15 protein-coding genes are annotated in these 24007 nt (G+C 71.4%); 9 read left to right on the top strand and 6 right to left on the bottom strand.

Going from position 1 to position 24007, the window contains the following annotated elements:
* Positions 1 to 100 precede the first annotated feature (100 nt).
* The 3 genes from ACIBAG_RS44835 (at position 101) to ACIBAG_RS44825 (ending at position 6468) form a co-directional block, all read left to right on the top strand.
* Entirely contained in the window at positions 101 to 3445 is a 3345-nt protein-coding gene (locus tag ACIBAG_RS44835; protein ID WP_399113802.1) for an alginate lyase family protein, read from the top strand.
* A gap of 25 nt (positions 3446 to 3470) precedes the next feature.
* Positions 3471 to 4718 carry an alginate lyase family protein gene (locus tag ACIBAG_RS44830; protein ID WP_399113800.1) on the top strand — a complete coding sequence of 416 codons (1248 nt, stop codon included), beginning with the start codon at positions 3471 to 3473 and terminating at the stop codon, positions 4716 to 4718.
* Between the two features lie 169 nt (positions 4719 to 4887).
* Positions 4888 to 6468 carry a carboxylesterase/lipase family protein gene (locus ACIBAG_RS44825; RefSeq protein ID WP_399113798.1) on the top strand — a complete coding sequence of 527 codons (1581 nt, stop codon included), beginning with the start codon at positions 4888 to 4890 and terminating at the stop codon, positions 6466 to 6468.
* Positions 6469 to 6485: 17 nt separating this feature from the next.
* Here ACIBAG_RS44825 and ACIBAG_RS44820 read toward each other — a convergent pair whose 3' ends face one another.
* Positions 6486 to 7547: a LacI family DNA-binding transcriptional regulator gene (locus tag ACIBAG_RS44820; RefSeq protein WP_399113796.1), complete on the bottom strand. Its 1062-nt coding sequence runs from the start codon at positions 7545 to 7547 to the stop codon at positions 6486 to 6488.
* Between the two features lie 283 nt (positions 7548 to 7830).
* On the opposite strand from ACIBAG_RS44820, the gene ACIBAG_RS44815 reads away from it, so the two are divergent.
* Complete coding sequence (locus tag ACIBAG_RS44815) at positions 7831 to 9315, top strand: peptidoglycan D,D-transpeptidase FtsI family protein (protein ID WP_399113794.1); 1485 nt, start codon at positions 7831 to 7833, stop codon at positions 9313 to 9315.
* A 90-nt stretch (positions 9316 to 9405) separates the two neighbouring features.
* On the opposite strand, the gene ACIBAG_RS44810 is transcribed toward ACIBAG_RS44815, so the two are convergent.
* The 4 genes from ACIBAG_RS44810 to ACIBAG_RS44795 form a co-directional block, all read right to left on the bottom strand.
* Complete coding sequence (locus ACIBAG_RS44810) at positions 9406 to 11562, bottom strand: serine hydrolase (protein ID WP_399113792.1); 2157 nt, start codon at positions 11560 to 11562, stop codon at positions 9406 to 9408.
* Positions 11563 to 11806: 244 nt separating this feature from the next.
* A complete protein-coding gene (mmuM, locus tag ACIBAG_RS44805; RefSeq protein WP_399113790.1) occupies positions 11807 to 12730 on the bottom strand; it encodes a homocysteine S-methyltransferase in 924 nt (307 codons plus the stop codon).
* A 61-nt stretch (positions 12731 to 12791) separates the two neighbouring features.
* Positions 12792 to 14897, bottom strand: a complete 2106-nt coding sequence (locus ACIBAG_RS44800; RefSeq protein WP_399113788.1) for an autotransporter-associated beta strand repeat-containing protein — start codon at positions 14895 to 14897, stop codon at positions 12792 to 12794.
* Positions 14898 to 14960: 63 nt separating this feature from the next.
* The gene (locus ACIBAG_RS44795; protein ID WP_399113786.1) at positions 14961 to 15584 is read right to left on the bottom strand and encodes a hypothetical protein; all 624 of its coding nucleotides are present in this window, start codon (positions 15582 to 15584) and stop codon (positions 14961 to 14963) included.
* 251 nt (positions 15585 to 15835) lie between these two features.
* On the opposite strand from ACIBAG_RS44795, the gene ACIBAG_RS44790 reads away from it, so the two are divergent.
* Both ACIBAG_RS44790 and ACIBAG_RS44785 read left to right on the top strand, forming a co-directional pair.
* On the top strand, positions 15836 to 16930 hold the full coding sequence (locus ACIBAG_RS44790) for a family 43 glycosylhydrolase (protein WP_399113784.1): 1095 nt from the start codon (positions 15836 to 15838) through the stop codon (positions 16928 to 16930).
* A gap of 21 nt (positions 16931 to 16951) precedes the next feature.
* On the top strand, positions 16952 to 18364 hold the full coding sequence (locus tag ACIBAG_RS44785) for an RICIN domain-containing protein (protein ID WP_399113783.1): 1413 nt from the start codon (positions 16952 to 16954) through the stop codon (positions 18362 to 18364).
* Positions 18365 to 18371: 7 nt separating this feature from the next.
* Here ACIBAG_RS44785 and ACIBAG_RS44780 read toward each other — a convergent pair whose 3' ends face one another.
* The gene (locus ACIBAG_RS44780; RefSeq protein ID WP_399113782.1) at positions 18372 to 20039 is read right to left on the bottom strand and encodes a rhamnogalacturonan lyase B N-terminal domain-containing protein; all 1668 of its coding nucleotides are present in this window, start codon (positions 20037 to 20039) and stop codon (positions 18372 to 18374) included.
* Between the two features lie 215 nt (positions 20040 to 20254).
* On the opposite strand from ACIBAG_RS44780, the gene ACIBAG_RS44775 reads away from it, so the two are divergent.
* From ACIBAG_RS44775 to ACIBAG_RS44765, 3 genes are all read left to right on the top strand, one after another.
* The gene (locus ACIBAG_RS44775; RefSeq protein ID WP_399113862.1) at positions 20255 to 21310 is read left to right on the top strand and encodes a rhamnogalacturonan acetylesterase; all 1056 of its coding nucleotides are present in this window, start codon (positions 20255 to 20257) and stop codon (positions 21308 to 21310) included.
* 70 nt (positions 21311 to 21380) lie between these two features.
* Positions 21381 to 23069: a DUF2264 domain-containing protein gene (locus ACIBAG_RS44770; RefSeq protein WP_399113781.1), complete on the top strand. Its 1689-nt coding sequence runs from the start codon at positions 21381 to 21383 to the stop codon at positions 23067 to 23069.
* 72 nt (positions 23070 to 23141) lie between these two features.
* The gene (locus tag ACIBAG_RS44765) at positions 23142 to 23918 is read left to right on the top strand and encodes a hypothetical protein (RefSeq protein ID WP_399113779.1); all 777 of its coding nucleotides are present in this window, start codon (positions 23142 to 23144) and stop codon (positions 23916 to 23918) included.
* Positions 23919 to 24007 lie beyond the last annotated feature (89 nt).

Raw genomic sequence — 24007 nt, 5'->3', positions numbered from 1 at the left:
CCGGGTCTCTCATCCCGCGCGTGGGCACCGCCGCCCAGACCCGCACGCTCACCGTCCAGCACGCGTGATGCGCCCGCTCAGAACCACCTTGGAGTCACCCGTGTCACCCGAGTCACCCCTCAGCAGACGGTCCTTCCTCGGTACGGCGGTCCTGGTCGCCGCAGCCGGCGGCGGCCTGCTGTCCGCCCCCGCGGCGACGGCGTGGGCCCAGGACGACCAGCAGGCCCGGCTCCGGGCCTTCACCCACCCCGGGCTGCTGCACAGCGCCGCCGACCTGGCCCGTATGAGGTCCGCGGTCGCGGAAGGCCGCGCCCCGATCGCCGCCGGCTTCGCCGCGCTGGCCGCCGACTCCCGCTCCCAGCACAGCTACGCCGTCCGCAACACCGGCCAGATCACCACCTGGGGCCGCGGCCCCACCGACAACACCAGCCAGGCCGCCACCGACGCGGCCGCCGCCTACCAGAACGCCCTCATGTGGGCGATCACCGGCGACGCACGCCACGCCGACAAGGCCCGCGACATCCTCGACGCCTGGTCCGCCTCCCTCACCGGCATCACCGGAGCCGACGGCCAACTCGGCGCCGGAATCCAGGGCTTCAAGTTCGTCAACGCCGCCGAGATCCTCCGCCACAGCGGCTACGACGGCTGGTCCGAGGAGTCGGTACGCCGCTGCGAGCGCTCCTTCACCGACGTCTGGTACCCGGCCCTGTCCGGCTACTGCCTCTACGCCAACGGCAACTGGGACGTCGCGGCGCTGCGCACCATCCTCGCCATCGCCGTGTTCTGCGACAACCCGGTGATGTTCGAGGACGCGCTGCGCTTCGCCGCCGCCGGTTCCGGCAACGGCTCGGTGCTGCACCGCATCGTCACCGCCGCGGGCCAGGGCCAGGAGTCCGGCCGCGACCAGGCCCACGAGCAGCTCGCCGTCGGCCTGCTCGCCGACGCCGCCGAGGTCGCCTGGCAGCAGGGCGTCGACCTGTACGGCTTCGCCGACGACCGGATCCTCGCCAACTTCGAGTACTTCGGCCGCTACAACCTCGGTGACAACTCCGTTCCCTTCACCCCCGACCTCGACCGCACCGGCAAGTACATCAAGACGGCCGTCTCCGACCGGCAGCGCGGGGCGTGGCGGCCGGTGTGGGAGATGGCGTACGCGCACTACTCCGGACGCCTCGGCAAGCCGGCCCCCTACACCGAGAAGGTCGTCTTCCGGGGAGCCGGAGGGACGCGTGTGCCCGAGGGCTACCAGGAGGACCACCCGGGCTGGGGCACCGTCACCTACGCGGGGACGCCGGCCGCCTCACCCACCGCGCCGACGGCTCCCGCAGGCCTCACCGCGACCGGCGACAGCAGCGCCGTCACCGTGTCCTGGCTGCCGTCCGCCTGGGCGAAGACGTACACCGTCCGCCGGGCCACCCGCCCGGAGGGGCCCTACGAGGAGATCGCCTCCGGCATCGAGCAGCCGCAGTACCAGGACACCGACGTCAACGCGGGACGGACGTACTACTACACCGCCACTGCCACCAACTCCCATGGCAGCAGCGCCGATTCGCTCCCGACCGCCCTCACCGCCGGCCTCCCCGAGCCCTGGGCGACCCAGGACATCGGCGAGATGAGGATCCCCGGCTCGGCCGCATTCGACGGCGAACGGTTCGTGCTGGAGGCGTCCGGCACCGCCGAGACGTACCGCATCGCCCACCTCCGGCTGCCCGGCGACGGCGCGATCACGGCGCGGGTCGTGTTCCCGCTGAGCTCGCAGTACTCCAAGATCGGCGTCACCCTCCGCGCCTCCCTCGACACGGACGCCGCGCACGCCGCCCTGCTGATCCAGGGACTGCCGCTGCACACCTGGAGCGGCGTATGGAGCGTGCGCCCGCAGGCCGGGGCGCCCGTCTCCGGCACCGGCAGCACACCCGTACCGCCGTCCCAGCAGACCGCGATCACCAGCTCGGCCGCCTTCCCGATCTCCGACCTCGGCGCCCTTCCCGAGTCGGCGACCCCGCTCGAGGCGCCCTACGTCGAGGGCGCGGGCGACGGCTACCGGCTGCGGGCGCCGTACTGGGTGCGGGTGACCCGCAGGGGCCGTCGCTGCACCGGGGCGATCTCGCCGGACGGCATCCGCTGGACCGAAGTCGGCTCCACCGAGGTCGAGTTGGGGCACACCGTGTACGCGGGCCTGGTCCTCACCTCCTGCCTCGGCGTCGAAGCGGAGTACGCGGAGACCGGCACCGGGGCCTTCGACAACGTCTGCGTGACCTCCAGGACCTTGGGCGAGGTCTGGTCCGTGCCGCGCCCCGCGCGCACCGCGAGCGGCCTCACCGCTGCCGCCGGAGCCGACGCCGTCGAGCTCGCCTGGACCGACCCGGACCTCTCCGCCCGCTACAAGGTGCTGCGCTCCACCTCCGCCGACGGCCCCTTCGAGACGATCGCCACGGGCGTCGGCCCGGTCGGCTTCGGCACCCGCGTCCGGTACGCCGACGCCACCGGGACGCCCGGGACGACGTACCACTACGTCGTCGCCAAGACGAACTGCGGCGGCCGAGGCCCACTCTCCGACTCGGCCTCCGCGCACATGCCGACCCCGAGCGTGCCCCAACTCGCTTCCGCCGCAAGCGCGTTCGCGAACAAGGGCGTCGACTTCCGGCACGTCCTGCGGGGCTCGCACGAACCCGTCCGGTTCACCGCCGACGGCCTGCCCGAGGGACTTCGCCTCGACAGGCGCACCGGCCTGATCTCCGGAACGCCCACCGAGACGGGCGAGTTCACCGTCACCACCACCGCGGGCAACGCGGCCGGCGACGGCACCGGAACCCTCACCCTGGCCGTCGGCACGCCCCCGCCCGCCCCCTGGACCTACGGCGACCTGGGCGATGTCGTCCTCGACGAACGGGACTTCGCCACCTTCGGCGTGGCGGCGATCCGCACCCCGGGCAGCACGTCGTACACCGACGGCACCTTCACCGTGCGCGGTGCGGGCGTCGACCTGACCGTCAACAACCAAGGGATGACAGGGCAGTTCGTCCGACGGCCCGTCACCGGCGACTGCGAGATCACCGCCCGGCTCGTCTCCCGCACGGGCGCGAGTGCCGACCGGGTCGGCCTGCTGATGGCCAAGTCGCTGTCCCCGTTCGACCAGGCCGCCGGGGCGATCGTCACCGGCGGGACCACCGCGCAGCTCATGCTGCGCACGACCGTCGCCGGACGGTCGGCGTTCACCGGGAACGGGACGGCCACCCTTCCCTCCCTGCTGCGGCTGAAACGCCTCGGGACCGCCTTCACCGCAGCGCTGTCCACCGATGAGGGCGCCACCTGGACCACCCTCGCCACCGGCGAGGTCCCCGGGTTCGGTGACGCCCCCTACTACGTGGGCCTCGTGGTCTGCTCGCGCAACCCCCTGGCCCGCTGCACCACCGAGTTCGACGAGGTGAGTGTCACCACCGACTGATCCCCCCACGGATTGGAGATGCACCATGAGCCGCACTTCCCCCCACCAGCACCTCCATACCGGTGAGTTGAGCCGCCGCGGTCTGCTGAAGACCGCAGGCGGCCTCACCGCCGCCGTCGCCCTGGGCGCCGGAGCCGCCGCGAGCACGGCGGGCGCCGCCCCGGCGACCTGGACCCACCCCGGCATGCTGCACAACTGGGGTGACATCAACCGCGCCAAGGTCAGGGTCGCCGCGGGAACGGACCCCTGGCTCTCCGGCTGGAACAGGCTGGTCGCCAACTCCCACTCCCAGTCCACCTGGACCAACCGGGCGACGGCGACGATCATCCGCGGCGGCACCGGCGAGAACTACCCCCAGCTCTACAACGACATCGCCGCCGCCTACCAGAACGCCCTGCGCTGGCACATCGGCGGCACCGAGGCCAACGCCCGGTGCGCGGCGAACATCCTCAACGCCTGGTCGAGGACGCTGACCGCGGTCAACGGCAACGCCGACCGGTTCCTCGCCGCCGGCCTGTACGGCTGGCAGTTCGCCAACGCCTGCGAGCTGATGCGCGACTACGACGCGTTCGACCTCGCGGCCGCCCAGGAGATGCTGGCGCGGGTCTTCTACCCGATGAACAACAGCTTCCTGACCAACCACAACGACGCCTGCATCACCAACTACTGGGCCAACTGGGACCTGTGCAACATGGCGTCGATCCTCGCCATCGGCATCCTCAACGAGGACGCCGCCAAGTACGACCAGGCCGTCACGTACTTCAAGTCCGGCGCCGGCAACGGCTCCATCGCGCACGCCGTGCCGTTCCTGTACACGGACAGCGACGGCTACGCCCTCGGCCAGTGGCAGGAGTCCGGCCGCGACCAGGGGCACACCGTCATGGGCATGGGCCAGATGGGCGCGATCTGCGAGATGGCCTGGAACCAGGGCGACGACCTGTACTCGTACGACAACCGGCGGTTCATGAAGGCCGCCCAGTACGTCGCCAAGTACAACCTGGGCAACGACGTCCCGTTCACCACGTACGGGTGGGGCACCGGCCAGAACTGCGCGTACCGGGAGCACACCGTGATCTCCTCGGCGTCCCGAGGTCAGGTACGCCCGGTCTGGGCGATGCTCCACTACCACTACAACCGGCGCCTGTACCTCGACGACAGGTACATCTCCCAGCTGTGCTTCTCCATCGCCCCCGAGGGCGGCGGCGGTGACTACGGCACCACCAGCGGCGGCTTCGACCAGCTGGGCTTCGGCACGCTGATGTACGCCAAGTAGCCGTCCGTACGCCAGGTAGCCGTCCGTACGCCAGGTAGCCGTCCGTACGCCCAGGAGCGGCCCGTACGCCGAATGGCCGCCTCACCCGCTCGTGCGCCGGAATATCGGGCCACAATGAGTTGCTCTGATCTTCACGGTGCACGAGCGCGGTGAGGAGGCTGGTGGACAGATGACGGCAGTCCAGGCAGACCCCGTGGTGAGCACGCCCCGCGGTGCCGTTCGGGGCCGGTACGAGCAGGGCGTCGCGGTGTTCCGGGGCATCCCGTACGCCGCGCCCCCGTTCGGTGCGAACCGGTTCCGGCCGCCCCTGCCGCCCGAACCCTGGGACGGCGTGCGGGACGCCGGGTCCTTCGGGCCGACCGCACCCAAGCCCCCGTACTCCGAGTCGTTCGCGCAGTACCTGTCCGACCCCGACGTGCCCGGCGACGACTGTCTCAACCTCAACGTCTGGACCCCGGAGCCGGGCCCCGGTGCCCGGCTCCCGGTCATGGTGTGGCTGCACGGCGGCGCCCTGACGAGGGGATCCTCGGGCGTGCCCGTGTACAACGGGCTGGCCTTCGCGCGTGACGGTGTCGTCCTCGTCTCGGTCAACTACCGGCTCGGCATCGAGGGCTACGGCCTCTTCCCGGACGCCCCCGCCAACCCGGGCCTGCGCGACCAGCTCGCCGCCCTGGAGTGGGTGCACGCCTCGATCGCGGCCTTCGGCGGCGACCCCGACCGCATCACCCTGTTCGGCCAGTCCGCCGGCGCCATCAGCATCGGCGCCCTGCTCGCCGCCCCGCAGGCCCAGGGACTGGTCCGCCGGGCCGTCCTGCAGAGCGGGCCGCCCGAGGCCGCCGAGCGGGACAAGGTGCGGCGGATGGTGCGCCGTATGGCCAACCGGCTGAGGATCCCCGCCACCGCCGCCGCCTTCGCCGACGTCGACCGCGAGCTGCTCCTGCGCACCCAGGCCGAGGTGGGGCGGCTGAGCAGCCCCGTGGTGGGCGGGCCGGCGTTCGGGATCGTCGTCGACGGAGACATCGTCCCCCGCGATCCCCTGCAGGCGCTCACGGAGGGTGACGCAGCGGCCGGCGTCACCCTGATGACGGGCTGGACCCGCGACGAGTACCGGCTGTGGCTGGTGCCCGGCGGGCTCCTGGAGCGCGTCGACCGGCTCGGCGCGGTCGCCCTCGCCGGGGCCATGGCCCGCTGCCACGTCGGCGCCGACGTGCCCCGCGGCTACCGCGCCCTGCACCCGCAGGCCGGCACCGCCGAGATCGTCGGCCAGATGGTCACCGACCACCTGCTGCGCCGCCCCCTGCACCGCCTGGCCGACGCCCGCCCCGGCTCGTCGTACGTGTACGAGTTCGCCTGGCCCTCCACCCTTCCCGACCTCGGCGCCTGCCACGCCCTGGAACTCGGCTTCGTGTTCGACACCGGCGAGGTTCCCGAATCCCGCAAGCTGGCCGGCGACGGCGCCCCGCAGGAACTGGCGGACGAGATGCACGGGGCGTGGGTGCGGTTCGCGGTGGAGGGCGACCCGGGCTGGCAGCCATGGGACGAGTCGCATCCCGTGCGGGTCTTCGGCGACGGTGAGACCCGCACGGTCTACGGCCCGCGGGACGCCGAGCTCGCCCTGTGGACCGCGGCCGTCACGGCTGAGGAGTCCACCCCCGCATCGGCCCTGGCCGACGGTTCACCCCCACGCGGTACGGAACTGCGGTCGGTCGTACGGCGTCTGCGCCTGCCCGGCGCGGTCCGCCGGCACTGACGACGCTCACCCCGCGCCTACGGGGAGCCCGTGGGTGCCGCGACCGAGTCCCGCACCACCACATGCGTGCCCAGCAGCAGGTGCTCGTCCGGGCTGCCCGGGGTCCGGCCGAGCGCGGTGCGTACGGCGAGGCGGCCCAGTTCCTCGTAGGGGACGTGCACCGTCGTCAGGGCCGGGTGCAGGTCACGGGCGAAGGGGATGTCGTCGTAACCGGCCAGTGAGACGTCCCCGGGTACCTCCAGGCCCGCCTCGTGCAGGGCGGTGAGCGCGCCGGCGGCGACCATGTCGGTGGCGGCGACCACGGCCGTGAACTCCAGCCCCCGCTCGATCGCGTCGCGCATCAGCCGGTGCCCGGCGTCGCGGGTGAAGTCGCCGTGCAGGACCAGCGCCGGGTCGGGCTCCAGGCCACGGGCGCGATGGGCGGCGAGATAGCCGCGCTCACGGCCCTGCGCGGTGGTGTGGTCGGGCTTGCCGCCCAGGAACAGCACCCGTCGGTGGCCCTGGGTGAGGACGTGGGCGACCAGGGCGTAGGCCCCGCCCTCGTTGTCGTACTCGATGACGGTGACGGGCGCGCCGGGGCCGAGCGGCGGCCGCCCGCACAGCACCAGCCGGGAGCCCGCCGACGCCAGGGAGTCGGCCATCCGGCGGGTGCGCTCGCGGTACTCGGGGGTGTCGGCGGAGCCGCCCACCAGGATCACGGCGGCGGCGCGCTGGGCGCGCATCATCTCGACGAACTCCACCTCGTGCTGGACGTCGCCCTCGGTCGTGCACACCAGGCACAGATGCCCGAGCCGCCGGGCCTCCCGCTCCACGCCGTGCGCCATGTGCGCGAACGACGGGCCGGTGATGTCCTCCAGCACGAACGCCAGCGTGGGCGTGCCGACCCCCGCGACCGCCTTGGCGCGCGCGTCGGCGACGTAGTCGAGGTCGCGGACCGCGCGCATCACGCGGGTACGCGTCGCCGAGCTCACCGGATACACGCCGCCGAGCACCCGCGAGACGGTCGACGCGGACACCCCCGCACGGGCCGCCACGTCCCGGATCGTGCTGCGCCCCGCGTCCGCGCTCTTCCTGGTCATCCCTGCCTCGTCCCTCTCCCGGGCACCCTTGCCCGCCCCCTGGGGAAACCCGCGGCAAACACGATGGCAACCGGTTCCCGGGTCGGAGGCTAGCAGCGGGTGAAGGGCGGGGACGAGTCCTGTGCGCGGGGCGCGTGCGCGGCTGACAGGGCCGTCCGTCCCGATCCGTGGGCCGGGAACCCGGCGGCAAGCTCAACTATGGTGCGGGCATGGTCTTTTGCAATCCGACTCATGTCCGATTAGTGCCGCCAGGGCGTCAGCCCGTCGCCGGAGGTGCGGCCGCGTGAACAAGCCGCTGAGGCGCATAGCCATCTTCTGCGGGATCCTGATCCTCGCCCTCCTGCTGCGGGCCAACTGGCTCCAGTACCTGGAGGCGGACGAACTCGCCACCGACGACAAGAACCGACGCGTACTGATCAACCAGTACTCGGCACCGCGCGGCGACATCATCGTGGGCGCCAGATCGATCACGGGCTCGAAGGAGGTCGAGGGGGCGGAACTGAAGTACCAGCGCACCTACACCAACGGGCCCATGTACGCGCCGGTCACCGGGTACGCCTCCCAGGCCATGGGCATGACGTTCCTGGAGAGCACGTACGACAGCGTGCTCAGCGGCCAGGACGACCGGCTGGCGTTCGAGCGCTTCACGGACGTCGTCACCGGAAAGGAACGGCGCGGCGGGGACGTCATCACGACGATCGACCCCAAGGCGCAGGAGGCCGGGTACAAGGGGCTGACGGAACTCGGCGCGCGCGGCTCGGTGGTGGCCCTGGATCCGGCGACGGGGAAGGTGCTGGCCCTCGTCTCGACTCCGTCCTACGACCCCGCGGCGTTCGCCGGCAACTCCCTCAAGGAGAGCGACAGGTTCCGGGCGCTCGGTGCCGACAAGACCAAGCCGCTGGCCAATCGGGCGCTGCGCGAAACGTTCCCGCCGGGTTCGACCTTCAAGATCCTCACCGCCGCCGCGGCGCTGGAGCACGGCGTGGTGACGGACATCGACGCCGCCACGGGCGCGGCCTCGCCGTACCGCCTGCCGCAGTCGACCAACACGATCGGCAGTGAGGCCGGGGACGGCGTCTGCGACAAGGCGTCGTTCAAGACGGCCATGCAGTACTCCTGCAACAACGTCTTCCTCGACGCGGCCGTGAAGGTGGGGGCGGACAAGATGCGCGAGACGGCCCAGAAGTTCGGCTTCAACGAGGACGTCTACTCGTCCGAGTTCGGCGACCTGCGGGCCGTCAAGAGCCTCTACCCCGAGGACCTGGACAAGCCCGGCACGGCGCTGACCGGCATGGGCCAGGGCAGCCTCACCAGCACGCCGATGCAGATGGCCATGGTGACGGCCGCGCTGGTCAACGACGGCAAGGTGATGCAGCCCTACATCGTCGACGAGTTGCGGTCCCCCGATCTGAACAGCCTGGACAAGAACGAGCCCCAGGTCATGAGCCAGGCCGTCTCCGAGGCAACGGCCGGGAAGGTCCGGGAGATGATGGAGCACACCGCCAAGGAGGGCAGCGCCAAGCGGGCCCTCATCGACGGCATCACGGTCGGCGGCAAGACCGGAACGGCCCAGCGCGGCGTGGATGTGCGCGACCAGGTTCCCTACGGCTGGTTCGTCTCCTACGGCCTGAAGCCCGACGGCGAGTCCGTCGCGGTGGCCGTCTTCATCGACCCGACCGACATGGACATCTCTCGCGAGGACATCTCCGGCGGCAGCCTGGCCGCACCCATCGCGCGGGACGTGATGGAGGCGGTCCTGCAGAAGTGACCCCGGTTCGGTTCGGTCCGGTCGCCGAGAGCGCGCCGCGCAGGGGCGGGCGCTCTCGGCGCAACCGGTGGCCGAGGGCACCCGCCCAGATCACCCGAGCCGAGTCAGTCTCGTCCCGAGAGACGGTTCCCGAAGCTCGGACCGGAGCGCCACGGGCACGCTCGGAGCCCCCGCACCGCGGCCCACCACCAACTCGCCGACGACGGTACCGGCCTTCGACCCCTCGTCCAGGCCCTCGCCCCCGTCGCGGAAGGCGAGCGTCAGCTGCTGCCCCGGTACCCCGACGACCTTCAGGTCCTTCGTGGCCACCACCGGCGTACGGCCGCCGAGACCGTCGTCGACATGCCCGACCACCTGGCCCTTCTTCACCGCCGTCGCCGACGTGAGCGCCTCCCGGACCGCCCTGATGAGCGTCTCGCTGTTCCTCAGCACCAGCTTGAGACTGTTGGAGCCGTCGGGATCCGGACCCGTCACGTGCTGGTCCATCAGCGAGCCCAGGATCAGCCGGTCCTCGCCGTCCACGGTCCGGTACGCCGCCCAGGACAGGGTGCCGCCGGCCGCGGTGTTGGAGCCGGTCTTGATGCCCCTGACGCTCAGCCCGGCCACGGTCAGCCGGTCGTTGTTGTTGTAGATGCGCCCGATCCCGGGGATGTCGGCGTTGGGCATCGCGACGACCGTGCGGAAGGACTCGAACCGCATGACCGCCTCGGCCAGTTTGAGCTGGTCGACGGCCGTGCTGACGGTTCCCTTGTCCAGGCCGCTGGGATCGGTGTACGTCGTGTTCGTCATGCCGAGCGACTCGGCCGCCTCGTTCATCTTCCGCACGAACGCGGTCTCGTCGTCGCTCTTCGTGTCCCACCGGGCCAGCAGCCGGGCGACGTTGTTGCCCGACGGGATCATCAGCATCTTCAGCATGTCCTGGAGGCTGAACGTCTGGCCGACCCGCAGCCCCACGATGCGTGACTCGTGCTTGGACTTGCCCTCCTCCACGGCCCGGGCGTCGACGGTGACGCTCGGGCCCGGCTCGTCCCGCTCGAGCGGTCGATCACGCAGCAGCACATACGCCGTCATGATCTTGGCCACGCTCGCCGTCGGGACGGCCTTCTGCTCCCCGAACGTCCCGATGGTGCCCGAGCCCACGACCATGACCGCGCCCTGCCCCTCCTCGGGCCACGGCATGGTGAACGCTTCCCCGCCGATGGTGAACGACGATGCGCTCGCGTCGAGATCGAGGGTCGGCTCCGGAAGCGGGCGCAGCAACTGGACGACGAGCAGGACCAGCGCGAGCAGCGCCACCAGCGGTGACCAGATCTTGACCCTGCGGAGGGTCGTGCGGAGCGGGGTGGCCGGTGGCGGCGGCGTGTTGGTGAGCTGCGCGAGCAGGTCGATCGGGGAGGGAGCGGCGGACCGCGTGCCCTCCGGCTCGGCACCCGCCGGCTTGACGCCCTCCGGCTTGACGCCGGGCGGCTCGGCGACGCTGATCGCCATCGTCCGGTCGGCTTCGGGGGCGTCGGCCGGGGGGCGCAGCGCCAGGGTGCGGGTGCTTTCGGAGTTCTGGGGGGTGGGGGCTTCTTCGGGTTCGTCCTTGGTGGTCGAGTCCGTGGCTGCGTCGGTGTTCGTGTCCGATGTGTCGCTGTCGCTGTCGCTGTCGCTGTCGCCGTCGGCGTCGGCGGTGGCGTCGGTGTCCTCGTCCGATGCGGTGTCGGCGTCCTTGGCAGGTGCCTCGGTGTCCTCGTCCGGTGCCGCGTCGGCGACTTCGGCCTCGGTCTCGGTCTCGGTCTCGGGAGCCTCGTCGGCGAGGGGCTGGGCCGCCTCAGTCAGGGTTTCGGCGGGCGGGGTGCCCGCATCGCCCTCTCCCGCCTCTTCCGCCGGTTCACCGGCAGGGGCCTTCCTCGGTTCGGCCGGTTCCTCGGCCGATACTTCGGGCACGTCCGGTGTCTCGGGCTCGTCCGTCGCTGCGGGTATGCCGGGCTCGTCCGGCGTCTGCGGCTCTTCCGCCGCTGCCGGCGACTCGGGTTCCCCCGCCGTCTGCGCGGCCTCCCGCTCCTCCGCTGCCTCCGCGGCCTCCGACTCGTCCGGCGATTCCGCAACTGACGCCGACTTCGGTTCTGCCGTCGCCTCCCCGGACGGCTGCCCGGTGTCCTTCTTCTCGGCCAGGTCCGGGCCCGACTCGTGGTCTTCGCCGGAGGGCTCCGCCGACGGGTCGTCCTGGTCGAGAACGCTGGTGTCGGGCGTTCGGTCCGCCATCGTTGTCTCCTTCATGCGCTCGCGGCACATGCGTCCAACGGGACAGGCGGACGGGCACGTCACGGACTTGACGCAGGTACCGGTGATGCTCGCCGGGCGGTCCGCGGCCCCCAGGTTCCCCCCGACGATCGCCACGCGGCGGCGCGGTCAGGGTAACCGATCACTGTTCGAGTACGGCGAACAGCGCAGTTCCCGGTGACCGGAAACCGACGCGCTGCGGCCGGGACCCGACCGGCTGTCCCGGCTACCGCGCCTCCGCCAACGTACGAGCGATGGAGCCGATCGCCTCCGGCCCCACCCTGCAGCACCCCCCGATCAGCCGTGCCCCGGACTCCCGCCACCCCCGCACCTGCTCGGCGGCGAAGGAGGAACGCCCGTCCCAGGCGCGCGCCTCGGCGTTCCAGGCCTCACCGCTGTTGGGGTAGACGACGACCGGCTTGCCCGTGACGCGGGCGGCGGTGCGGACGGCGCCCTCGACGTCCTCGGGCGCGCAGCAGTTCACGCCGACGGCGATCACCTCGTCGGAGTCGGCGGCCAGGGCGAAGGCCTCCTCCAGCGGCTGCCCGGCGCGGGTGCGGTCACCGGCGACGGAGTACGACAGCCAGGCCGTAACGCCGAGCCCGCGCACCGCCCGCAGCAGCGCCTCGGCCTCGTCGGCGTCCGGGACGGTCTCCAGCGCGAGCACGTCGGGACGGGCCCCGGCGAGCACCTCCAGACGGGGCCGGTGGAAGCGCTCCAACTCGGCCACGCTCAGCCCGTACCGGCCCCGGTACTCGGAGCCGTCCGCCAGCATCGCCCCGTACGGCCCGACCGACGCGGCCACCCACAGCGGCCGCGTCACGCCCTTGCCCCGCGCCTGCCGTACCGCCTCGCGCGCCAACTCCACGCTGAGCGAGAGCAGTTCCGCCGCCCGCTCGTGGCTGATGCCACGCTTGGCGAACCCCTCGAAGGTGGCCTGGTAGCTGGACGTGATCGCCACGTCCGCCCCGGCCTCGAAGTAGGCGAGATGCGCCTCGGTGATCGCCTCGGGCCGCTCCGCGAGCAGCCGCGCCGACCACAGCTCGTCACTCAGGTCGTGCCCGGCGGACTCGAGCTGATTGGACATGCCGCCGTCGAGCACGACGGTTCCGGCGGCGAGGGCTTCGGCGAGGGTGACGGTGCTGGTCATGATGACGACGGTAGTCGAGACGGGGCAGGTGTCCGGCATGTGGGACAACGGGGGGGACGCACTAAGCCGCGTGTCGCCCACCCCGCCGCCGGCCTCGCCCCCGTCCGAGCCGTGTCGCCGGTACCGCGAGGCCGAGGAGCAGCCCGGCGGCCAGGACGTACGGCCACCAGCCGAGGCCGTCGGCGCCCGCGCCGGCGGTGGTGGTGCCGGGGGAGGCCGCCGGGTCGGCTGCCGTGCGGGGGGTGGGGGAGGGGGGTGTGGCGGTGGCGGTCAGGACCACGTCGTTGCCGTCGCCGCCCCGGTAGCTGATCCGGTACGTGGTTTTGTCCAGCCGCAGCCTGGCGCCCTCCTTCAGACCGGTGAAGGCGCCGGTCGTCCTCGCGGAGCCCTGGTGGTCGAGGACGGTGACACTCCGCGCGGGCTCGGTCGCGCCGGCGGCGGACGCCAGGTCGAGGTCGCCGGCCAGGCGGACCGCGCCCGTCACCTTCAACGGGCCGTCGCGCAGAACCAGTTCACCCTTGGCCGACTGTGTGTAGCCGCCGGAGACGGTCAGCCCGGTCGCGACCACACCGCCGTTCGTCACGGCCCCCTTGACCGTGCCCTTGCCGCTCAGGGACTTCCCCGTGCCCACGCGCAGTCCCGAGGTCCCCACGTCCAGCCGCGACTTCGCCGACGTGAGCCGGATCGCCCGGCTGCCGGCGAGCGTCGCGCCGTCGCGCAGCGCGAGGGTGCCCTTCTTGACCGTCGTCGGGCCGGTGTACGTCACCGCGCTTCCCGTGAGGGTCGTCGTCGCGGCCCCCGACTGGGTGAGCGACCCGCTGCCGCTGATCCGGGACAGGGCCAGGGGCCTGCTCGTGTTGTTCAGCACCAGGGAGCCGTTGTTGACGACCTTGTAGAGGCCGCCGCGGGTGTAGAGCCCGCCGTCGCCGCCCGGCCTGCCGCTGCCCAGGCGCAGCACGGCGCCCTTCTCGACCGTGGTCGAGCCGTCGTAGTACTGCACGGCGGCGAAGGTGACGTCGTTGCCCTTCGTGCCCTTGATGACGATGTCACCGGCGCCGGGCGCGGACAGCGTGTCGTGGAACACGCCGCCGCCGATGGGGGCGCCCAGCGTCACCGGGCCGTTGTAGTCGAAGGTGAGCAGCGAGCGGAACCGTGCCGCCAGCAGGTTGATGTAGACGGTCTCGGCGGTCCCGGGCATGAAGATCTTGTTCGTCGTGCCGTCGCCCCACTGGACGTTGGCCCCCTTGATGTTGGTGCCGCGCTTGTTGACGTTCTTGCGCGCCGGGGTCCAGTTGAGAGCCGGGTCGCTGAGCGAGGGATTGGTGTCGCCGCCCTGGTCCGACCAGCTGTACTGGCCGGTGAGGATCACCTTGCTGCCCGGCCGGGACTGGACGTTGATGTCGCTGCCGTACTCGCGCTGGTAGAAGTCCATGCCCATGGTGACGGTCTGACCGAGAGGCGTGTCCACGGTCCAGGTGCCCTGGTTGAGAACCTTGCGCATGTTCGGCAGCGAGGTGGCGAACTCCGGCGCGCCGGCGTTGAGCTGCGTGCCGTTGTCGATCACCCCGGAGAAGGAGTGGGTGCCCGACAGGGCCCAGCTGCCCCAGAGGAAGCGCGGCTGCGTGATCAGCCCGGAGCCGCTGATGGTGCCCAGGTTGTAGGCGCTCCTCAGGGACAGACGCAGGGTGCCGTTGACCCGGATGTTGTCCTGGTTGAGGCGGAACGCCGGGGTGTTGTACGGGAAGTGTCCGATCAGGCCGGTCGTGCCGCCGTTGCCGTACTGCAGGGTCGCCCCGCGCTCGACGGTGATCGCCGGCGGGTCGGCGTTGGTCGTGGTGACGTACGGGTGGTTGCCGCCGAGGACGCTCACCTTCTGCCGTTGCCGGGACTTCGGGAGCGTGAAGTCGCTGTCCTTGGTCAGGATCAGCGTCCCGGTGCCGCGCACGGTGAGCGTGCCCTCGCCGCGGAAGACACCGTCGTACGTCGTCGTCCCGGCGGGGACGGTCACGACCGTGTCGCCGCCGAGCGTCACGTCCCGGCCCGCGAGAACGTCGGCGGTGACGTCTCGTGGGCCGGCGGCCACCGCGGGGGGAGCGGTGACGGTGAGGGCGGCTACGGCGGCGAGGGCGCCGGCGGCCGCTGCTGTTCTGTGGGTAAGGCTGCGCACATCTAATGGAGACGGCGTGGGGCGGCGGCGATAACAGAAAATCGCCGCTGTGAAGCTCTGCCCTCAGGCGTTGCGCGGGAAGACCTGAAGCGGGGTGTCCCCGGTGAACCGGAACTCGCCGGCGGGCAGGCAGTTCTCCTCCCGGACGGGGGCCACCCCGTCGCAGTGCTCCGCGCTCAGCCGCATGAAGACCGTGGTCGTGTGCGCCCCGACGCTCAACGGGTGCAACGGCCCGGCGGCGAAGAACGCGAACGGCAGGCCGAGGTTCGGGTCGAAGGCGATGCGGCGCAGCGTCTGCGGGCCGAAGGTGTAGCTGCGTTCCCGGGCGGTACCGATGTCGGTGACGACTCGAACGCCGAGGAACTTCGAGACGAAGTCGTCCATCGGGGCGGGCCGCGCGGGCGTGTAGCCGGCCGGGTACACGGCGCTTGCGGCGTTGGGCGCGGTGCCCCAGCTCGGGAAGGCCCGGAACCAGCGCTCGCCGGCGAACATCTCCCGGCAGGCAGGTGGGCCGACGAGGCGTTCGGTGATCCCGAGGAACTCGTTGAGGTTCGTGCCGTCCGGGGCCGGACAGATGTGTTCCTCGGGGGGTACGGCCCGTGCCCGGGCGTGGGCGCCGGACGCCGTGAGAACGGTGGCCGCCAGCGCGGCGGACACCAGGGCCGCGAGGAACCGGGTTGGTCTCATCGGGCGTTCGCCTTTCCGTAGTGGAGCGGGGCGGCTCTCAGCCGACCACGCCCGCATGGCCGCCGCTCCTGCAGCTGGCCGTTCGAGTGAGCGCGATGCATCGACGGGCCTATTGGTCACGCCAGACCCGTTGACCTCCACGTTGCACGCCCTTACCTTTCGGTCGTTCGTAATGTCAGATCTTGTTCGCTATCCCGAACAGTCTCGAACATTCCCCCACTTCTGAGCCCCACCCATGAGAGGCAGGCCGCATGAGCCGCGATCACGATCTGCCCGAAACCCCCGGACGCAGACTGCTGTTGAAGGGCGCCGTGGCCGCCGGCGCCCTGACCGCCGCCTCGGCGATCCCCGGCGTCGCCCACGCCGCACCCCCGAAGCCGGCCTCCTATGCGAACCCCCTCGTCCAGCAGCGTGCCGACCCGCACATCCACCGGCACACCGACGGCTTCTACTACTTCACGGCCACCGCCCCCGAGTACGACCGCATCGTCCTGCGCCGCTCCCGCACCCTGAACGGCCTGTCCACGGCGGACGAGTCGGTCATCTGGCGGGCCCACCCCACCGGCGACATGGGCGCGCACATCTGGGCTCCCGAGCTCCACCGCATCGGCGGCAAGTGGTACATCTACTTCGCCGCCGCGCCCGCCGAGGACGTCTGGCGGATCCGCATCTGGGTCCTGGAGAACGCCAACCCGAACCCGTTCAAGGGCACCTGGGTGGAGCGCGGCCAGGTCAAGACCGCCTGGGAGACCTTCTCCCTCGACGCCACCACCTTCACCCACCGCGGCACCCGCTACCTGTGCTGGGCCCAGCACGAACCGGGGATGGACAACAACACCGGCCTCTTCCTCTCCGAGATGGCGAACCCGTGGACCCTGACAGGCCCGCAGGTGCGGCTGTCGACGCCTGAGTTCGACTGGGAGTGCGTCGGCTTCAAGGTCAACGAGGGCCCCTACGCCCTCAAACGCAACGGCCGGATCTTCCTCACCTACTCGGCCTCCGCCACCGACCACCACTACTGCGTCGGCATGCTGACCGTCGACGCCGACGCCAACCTCATGGACCCGGCCGGCTGGTCCAAGTCGCCGACCCCGGTCTTCACCAGCAACGACACCACCAAGCAGTACGGCCCCGGCCACAACTGCTTCACCGTCGCCGAGGACGGTCGCAGCGACGTCCTCGTCTACCACGCCCGCCAGTACAAGGAGATCGTCGGCGACCCCCTGAACGACCCCAACCGCCACACCCGCATCCAGCGCCTCGGCTGGAACCCGGACGGCACCCCGGACTTCGGCATACCCGTGGCAGACACGGCGGCGGGCACCACCGCCGCGACCGGGCAGTGAGAGTGAAGGGGAGTGCCTGATATGAGACGTGCGTACGCGGTCCTGCTCGCCCTCTGCCTGGCCCTGGCCGGCGTCCTGGCCACCGCGGGGCCCGCCCAGGCGGCACCCCAGACCGTCACCAACGGCACGCAGTTCACCGACACCTCGGGCAACCCGGTGCACGCCCACGGCGGCGGTGTCATCAAGGTCGGCTCGTACTACTACTGGTTCGGCGAGCACCGCAACGCCGACAACACCTTCCGGTACGTGGACGCCTACCGCTCCACCGACCTGAAGAACTGGGAGTTCCGGAACCACGTCCTGACCGAGGCCGGCGACCCGGAGCTCGCCACCGCCAACATCGAGCGCCCGAAGGTCATGTACAACGCCGCCACCGGCAAGTTCGTCATGTGGATGCACAAGGAGAACGGCGTCGACTACAGCGAGGCCCGCGCCGCCGTAGCCGTCTCCGACACCGTGGACGGCGACTACACCTGGCAGGGCAGCTTCCGCCCGCTCGGTCAGCACATGTCCCGCGACATCACGGTCTTCGTCGACACGGACGGCACCGGCTACATGGTCTCCGCCGCCCGCGAGAACTACGACCTCCAGATCTACCGCCTGACCAGCGACTACACAGGCATCGCCGCCCTGGTCGCCGACCCCTGGCACGGCGGCCACCGCGAGGCACCGGCGCTGTTCAAGCGGAACGGCGTCTACTTCATGCTGACGTCGGGCGCGACCGGCTGGAGCCCCAACCAGCAGCAGTACGCCACCGCCACCAACATCGCAGGGCCGTGGACCGCGATGACGAACATCGGCGACTCCACGACCTACGGCTCGCAGACCGCGTACGTCCTCCCCGTGCAGGGCACCTCGACCACCTCGTACCTCTACCTGGGCGACCGCTGGGGCAACTCCTTCGGCGGCACCGTCAACGACTCCCGCTACGTCTGGCTGCCGCTGACCTTCCCCTCCTCGACCTCGATGTCCATGTCCTGGTCCCCTGAGGTCACCATCGACACGGCGACCGGCTCGGTCAGCGGCACCAGCGCCACGTACAACACGCTGATCGCCCGGCACAGCAGCCGGTGCGCGGACGTCACCAGCCAGTCGCAGTGGGCGGGCGCCCAGATCAAGCAGTACGACTGCAACGGCGGCGGCAACCAGAGGTACTGGTTCAAGTCCGTCGGCAGCGGCTACTACCAGCTGATGACCCGGCACAGCTCCCTGTGCGTCCAGGAGAACGCGAACACGGTCACGCAGGAGCACTGCAACGCCTCGTCGACCGCCCAGCAGTGGTCGGTCACCACCACCGGCTCCTATGTGAACATCAAGTCCCGCGCGACCGGCGAGTGCCTGGACGTGAACGGCGCGTCCACCGCCAACTCCGCCGCGGTCATCACCTATACCTGCAACGGAGGTACCAACCAGCAGTGGACGCGCGGAACCTGAGGTCGCGTCAGGCGAGCAGGTCGATCGCGTCGATCGCCGTGCCCGCGCTGAGATAGCCCGTCGTCCCCGAACCGCTCACCACGTTGATCTTCAGTACGTTGTACTGGCTGGTGTCCGTCTTCCAGGCAGACGCCGGCACGCTGTAGGTGAACGTGTGGTTGTTGCCCCGGTAGGACCCGTTCGTCAGCGACCGGGTGCTCGGCTGGGTGGGCGGGGAGGGGATCGCCGACGTCCAGGTGTCGTTGATGACGACCTGCGGCCGGCCGTTGGCGTAGGCCGTCGTCACACCGATGCGCAGGGTGTGCGCTGCGGCGGCCTGGGCGGCGGTCAGCCGGAAGTACACCAGCAGCCCGCTGTTGACGTCCTTCCAGATGTAGCAGGGGAACGCCGAGGTCTCACTGCCGCTGCCGATCACCACGTTGCCGGTCCAGGCGGCGGCCCGGACGTCCGACGGGTGGGCGTAGGTCATCAGGTCGGCGTTCTTGAAGCCGCTCGGCGTGCCGTTCCAGTCGTTGATCCGCCAGATCGCGGTGGCGTTGGACGGGTCGTTCGAGGAGGCGATGGCGATGGTGTTGAGGGTGGTCGTGCCACCGGCCGTGACCGTCACCGACCCCGTGTGCACGGCGAGTTCGCCCTTGTAGACGGTCAGCGTGTACGTCCCCGGCAGCACACCCCCGATCGAGAAGTAGCCGTCCGACGACCGCGCCGAACCCCAGTACTGGGCCGCCGAGTTGGCGAGCCCCACGGTGTACGGGTACGCCGTGTTTCGCCCGGTGATGCCGACGCCCGCGACCCGGCCCCGGCCGCTCGCCGGGACGTAGCCCGAGATGCCGAGCGAGTCGGCCCAGGAGGTGGTGAGCGCGCCCGGGAACAGCGACGAGGAGGGGGCGCCGCCGTCGGTGAGGGCGATGACGTAGGGGCCCTGGAGGCCGAAGCGCTCGGCCTCGGTCTGGTTCTGCGCGTAGTGCAGGATCTCGTACAGACCGCCGCCGTCCGCGCTCTGATGGCGCAGCAGCGAGCGGTAGAAGGGGCCGCCGGAGGCCTTCTCGTGGTTGGAGCGGACGATCCACAGACCGACGCCGTTCGCGCTCCAGCCGACGTAGTCGTAGTCCATGACCCGCAGCTTCGAGTAGTGCTTGGAGCGGGTCTGGCCGTCGGACTTCGCGAACACGTCCGAGGCCTCGATGGCGGTGGGCGCGTAGGTGTAGGAGTCCGGCTCGTCGTTGAGGAACAGGCCCGCCTTGACGCGCAGGATGAAGCGGGTGGACGCGACCGACGTGTCGGCCCGGTTGGTCCACAGGTAGATGTTGTTCTCGCCGCTGCGGGCCGCGTAGTAGTGCCGCAGGGTGCCGTACGCGACCGAGACCAGGATCGTCGACCCCGACTGCCTGATGGACACGGTGGAGCTGCCGAGGCCGGACTCGATGTGCGAGTTCTTGCCGCCGTAGCCCTGGTATTCCGTGCCCCGGTAGACCAGCGAGGTGAGGTCGCCGTTGGACTTGCTGACCTTGAAGACGAGGTTGGCGCCGGTGTCGACGACGTAGTTCGAGCCGTCGTCGCTCCAGCCGAAGGCCGCGGCGGAGGCGGTGCCGCCGAGGGCCGCCGTGCCCGCGGCGGCCGCGGTGGCGAGGACGAAGGTGCGGCGGCCGACCGGTCTGTTGGTGGATCCGGACATGGGGGGTGCCTCCTTCGGGAGGTGTGCGGGGGTCTGCGGGTGTGAGCGAGAGTGACAGTTGAATCGATTTCGCGAAAGGGCTTTCGCGGCAGGGAAGTTGGCAATCTTGTGAAATCGACGGAGGGTCTAGAAAGCGCTTGCGCTTCGCGGTACGGTCCAGCGCCAGGCCTTGTCGTCCTGTCCTTGTCGCGTGGAGGAGCCGACGCATGAGACGCATGAGACGTTTCAACCTCGCCGTCCTGGCGGTGGTGACGCTGAGCGCCGGCCTGGCCGCCGCACCGGCCCAGGCGTACGGGTCGCACTCCGGTCAGCGTCCCCTCGGCATCGAGAACTGCACTGTCACCGCCTGCCACTTCGACGTCCCGCCCGGCACGTACGACGTGAAGGTCCTCCTCGGCGGCGAGGCCGCGTCGAGCACGAGCGTCACTGGTGAGACCCGCCGCGCCCTGCTCCCCGAGACGGCCGTCCCTGCGGGGGAGCGTGTCGCCCGCAGCTTCACCGTGAATGTCCGCACCCCCGAGGGTGAGCCGACCGGCCCCGACGGAACTCCCGGGCTGGACCTGCTGCTCGGCGGCTCGGCTCCCGCACTCGCCGACATCAAGGTCACCCCGGCCGCCCGCCACACCCGCCGGATCTTCCTCGTCGGCGACTCCACCGTCTGCGACCAGCCCGGCGACCCGTACTCCGGCTGGGGCCAGCAGCTCCCGCAGTACCTCCGCCAGGGCCTGTCCGTCGCCAACTACGCCGACTCCGGCGAGAGCACGGTCACCTACCTCGCCGACTCCCGCCTCTGGGCCACCGTCCAGCCGCGGATCCGCCCGGGAGACCTCGTCCTGATCCAGCTCGCCCACAACGACAAGACGACCGACGAGGCGACGTACCGCGCGAACCTGGAGGCGCTGGTCGCGGGCGTGCGCGAGAAGGGCGGCGAGCCGGTGCTGGTGACGCCCGTCGTGCGCCGCTGGTTCAACTCGGACGGCACGCTCAACAACAACACGGCCCTGCTCGTGAACGGCCTCGGCGTGGACCACCCCGCCGTCATCCGCTCGGTCGCCGCCACGCACGACGTCCCCCTGATCGACCTGACCGCGAAGACCAAGGCGCTGGTGGAGTCGCTGGGCGTCGAGGCCTCCAAGGCCCTGTACCTCTACAACGAGAAGCGGGACAACACCCACACCTCGGTGCACGGCGCCACGGTGTACGCGGGGCTCGTCCGCGACGAACTCGCCGCTCGGCATCTGGTACCGGAGGGCCTGGTGCGGGTGGGATGAACCCCTGGGGCGCCCCGACCGGAACCGGGGCGCCCCAGGCCTGACCTTCACAGAGCCGGAAAGAGAACCGATGCAGCTGCCGCCCGACGACCGCACCCTCAGTCCCCGCACCGGCTACACCCGCGCCCACTGGGAGGCCGCCGCCGACTCCCTGCTCGCCGCGGTGGAGCCGTACGCCACGCAGGACCGCGCCCTCTACCACTTGCCCGGCGACCACGAGAGCTGGTCCGGCCGCCTCTCCGACGGCCTGGAGGGCTACGCCCGTACGTTCCTGCTGGCGGCCTTCCGCCGTGACGAGACGGCGTTGGGGCGCTACGCCGACGGACTCACGGCCGGCGTCTCGGGCGTCTGGCCCCGTATCGAGGACCGCGGCCAGCCGCTCGTCGAGGCGGCGTCGATCGCGCTCGCGCTGCGCCTGACCCGACCGCTGCTGTGGGACCGCCTGGACGACCCGGTGCGGCAGCGGGCGGCGGCCTGGCTCACGGACGCCCTGACCGCCGAGGCCTGGCCCTGCAACTGGGAGTTGTTCCCGGTGACGGTCGGCGGCTTCCTCCAGGAGATCGGACACGAGACCCAGGAGTCCCGCAAGGCGATCGACCGGGGTCTGGAGCGTATCGAGGACTGGTACGTCGGCGGCGGCTGGTACACGGACGGCGACGGCCGGAAGTACGACTACTACAACGGCTGGGCGATGCACCTGTACCCGGTGCTGCACGCCTGGCTGGCGCGGGACGAGAGGCTGCTGGAGCTGTACGGGGGTCGGCTCTCGCGGCATCTCGAGGACTACGCCCGCCTGTTCGGCGGCGACGGAGCCCCCATGCACCAGGGCCGCTCACTGACGTACCGCTTCGCGACGACGGCCCCGCTGTGGCTGGGCGCGCTGACGGGCCGTACGCCGCTGTCGCCGGGTCAGACCCGCCGGCTGGCCTCCGGCGCGCTGAAGTACTTCCTGGAGCGCGGCGCGGTGGACGCGAACGGCCTGCTCACCCTCGGCTGGCACGGCCCCGACGAGACGGTCCTGCAAGGCTATTCGGGCCCGGCGTCCCCGTACTGGGCGAGCAAGGGCTTCCTCGGCCTGCTCCTGCCGGCGGACCACGAGGTGTGGACGGCGGTGGAGGAGCCCGCCCCGGCCGAGCGCACGGACGCCGTGACCGCGATCGCCGCCCCCAACTGGCTGCTGCAGTCCACCGGTTCGGACGGCCTGGTCCGCCTCCACAACCACGGCAGCGAGGACATCCGCTACGACCCGTACTACACGCGCCTCGCCTACTCGACGGCGACGGTGCCTTCGCGGTGGTACGACAACAGCGTGATCGTCGGCCACGACCCGAGCCGTACCGACATCGTGCCGCTCGGCGTGGGGGAGGGCTGGGCGGCCTCCCGGCACTCGGCTGGCGGGGGAGCCCGGGTGACCAGCCTCGTGCTCGCGCGCGGGGCCGTGGAGGTGCGGGCCCATCTGGTGGCGGGGGCAGAGCCGGGAACGCCGGTGCGGATCACCGGCTGGGTTTGCGGGGACGGCGTGCGTGCGGAAAGCCGGCCGGCCGTGGGCTTGGACAGCGATCTCTGCGGTGTCACCGGCACTTCGGCCACGCTGTTCGTCGCACTCGCCCGGCTGACCGCCGAGCGGGATCCCGCGCCGCTGGACGAGCTGGTGACGGTGCGCGTGGACGGCGATGGCGGGATCCACGTCCGCTGGAGCGACGGGCATGAGGTCGAGGCGCGGTTGGCGGACGGCGAGGGAGTCGGCGTACGAGCCTGAGCGGCCGCGGGATTCCGCCGCCGACGGCCACACCTGTCACGTCGTCCGCACGCCCGGCCGGAAGGATACGCCGTGGCGGCGTTTCAGGGCACGATGGCGATCATGGGTGGGAGAGACGAGCTGGTCGAACTGCTGGAGCGGGCCGGGCTGCTGATCGTGGGGGACTGGCAGGTCGAGGAGGTGCCGCCGCCCGCGATCGTCTGGCGGCAGGTCGTCGCGGCGGAGGCCGAGCCGGCGGTGGCCGTCGCCACGGACCGGGCCGACCTGGTCGCGGAGGTCAACGCGCAGTGGCACCGGCTGGCGTGCGAGGCCGGGATCCTCGGCGGGGACGGGACTTTCCTCGTCCACGCCGTCGGCAACCGGTTCGGGCGTTGGGCCAGGGTCCGGCTCGGCGACGGCTGGGATCTGGCCGGCGTGCTGGGCGGGGGGCCCGGGCGGCCGGAGTTCATGACGGTGTCGCTCGACGGGGACACGCTGGTGGGGGCCGCGGCCGGGGAGCGCTCGGTGCGGCTGGTCGTCGTCCACCGGCTGCGGGAGCGGCGGGAGGCGGCGGCACGGGCGGCCGCCGAGGAGACGCCGCGGGAGCGGGAGGCCGCGTGGGCTGCGCTGCTCGCAGAGACGGAGCCGACGGTACCGTGGTGGTGGTCCGGGGTGAGGTTCAAGGCGGCGGTCGGAGCCGCGCCCGCGGTGGCGTACCAGGCCCCGACCAGGGCGGCGGTGGCGGCGAGGCCCGCGATGACCGGCTTGCGGGCGGCGTGGACCCGGCGGTGGCCGGCCGGGCCGGACGCGGACGCGGGCGTCGTACGTCGTACGTCTTGCGGAAGTCATGTACACCGGTCGAGCGCCTAGGTGTATTGATCACGAGCGTTGTTAACGCTGGGCGGGCTTGATCATGGCGAAGGCCCCCGTGTGTGGTGGAGGTGTCGAATCTTCACCGC

It is taken from the genome of Streptomyces sp. NPDC051243 (genome assembly GCF_044455405.1).
Lineage (GTDB): Bacteria > Actinomycetota > Actinomycetes > Streptomycetales > Streptomycetaceae > Streptomyces.
The sequence above is the reverse complement of the archived record's forward strand: the minus strand, read 5'-3'. Positions and strand labels throughout refer to the sequence as shown.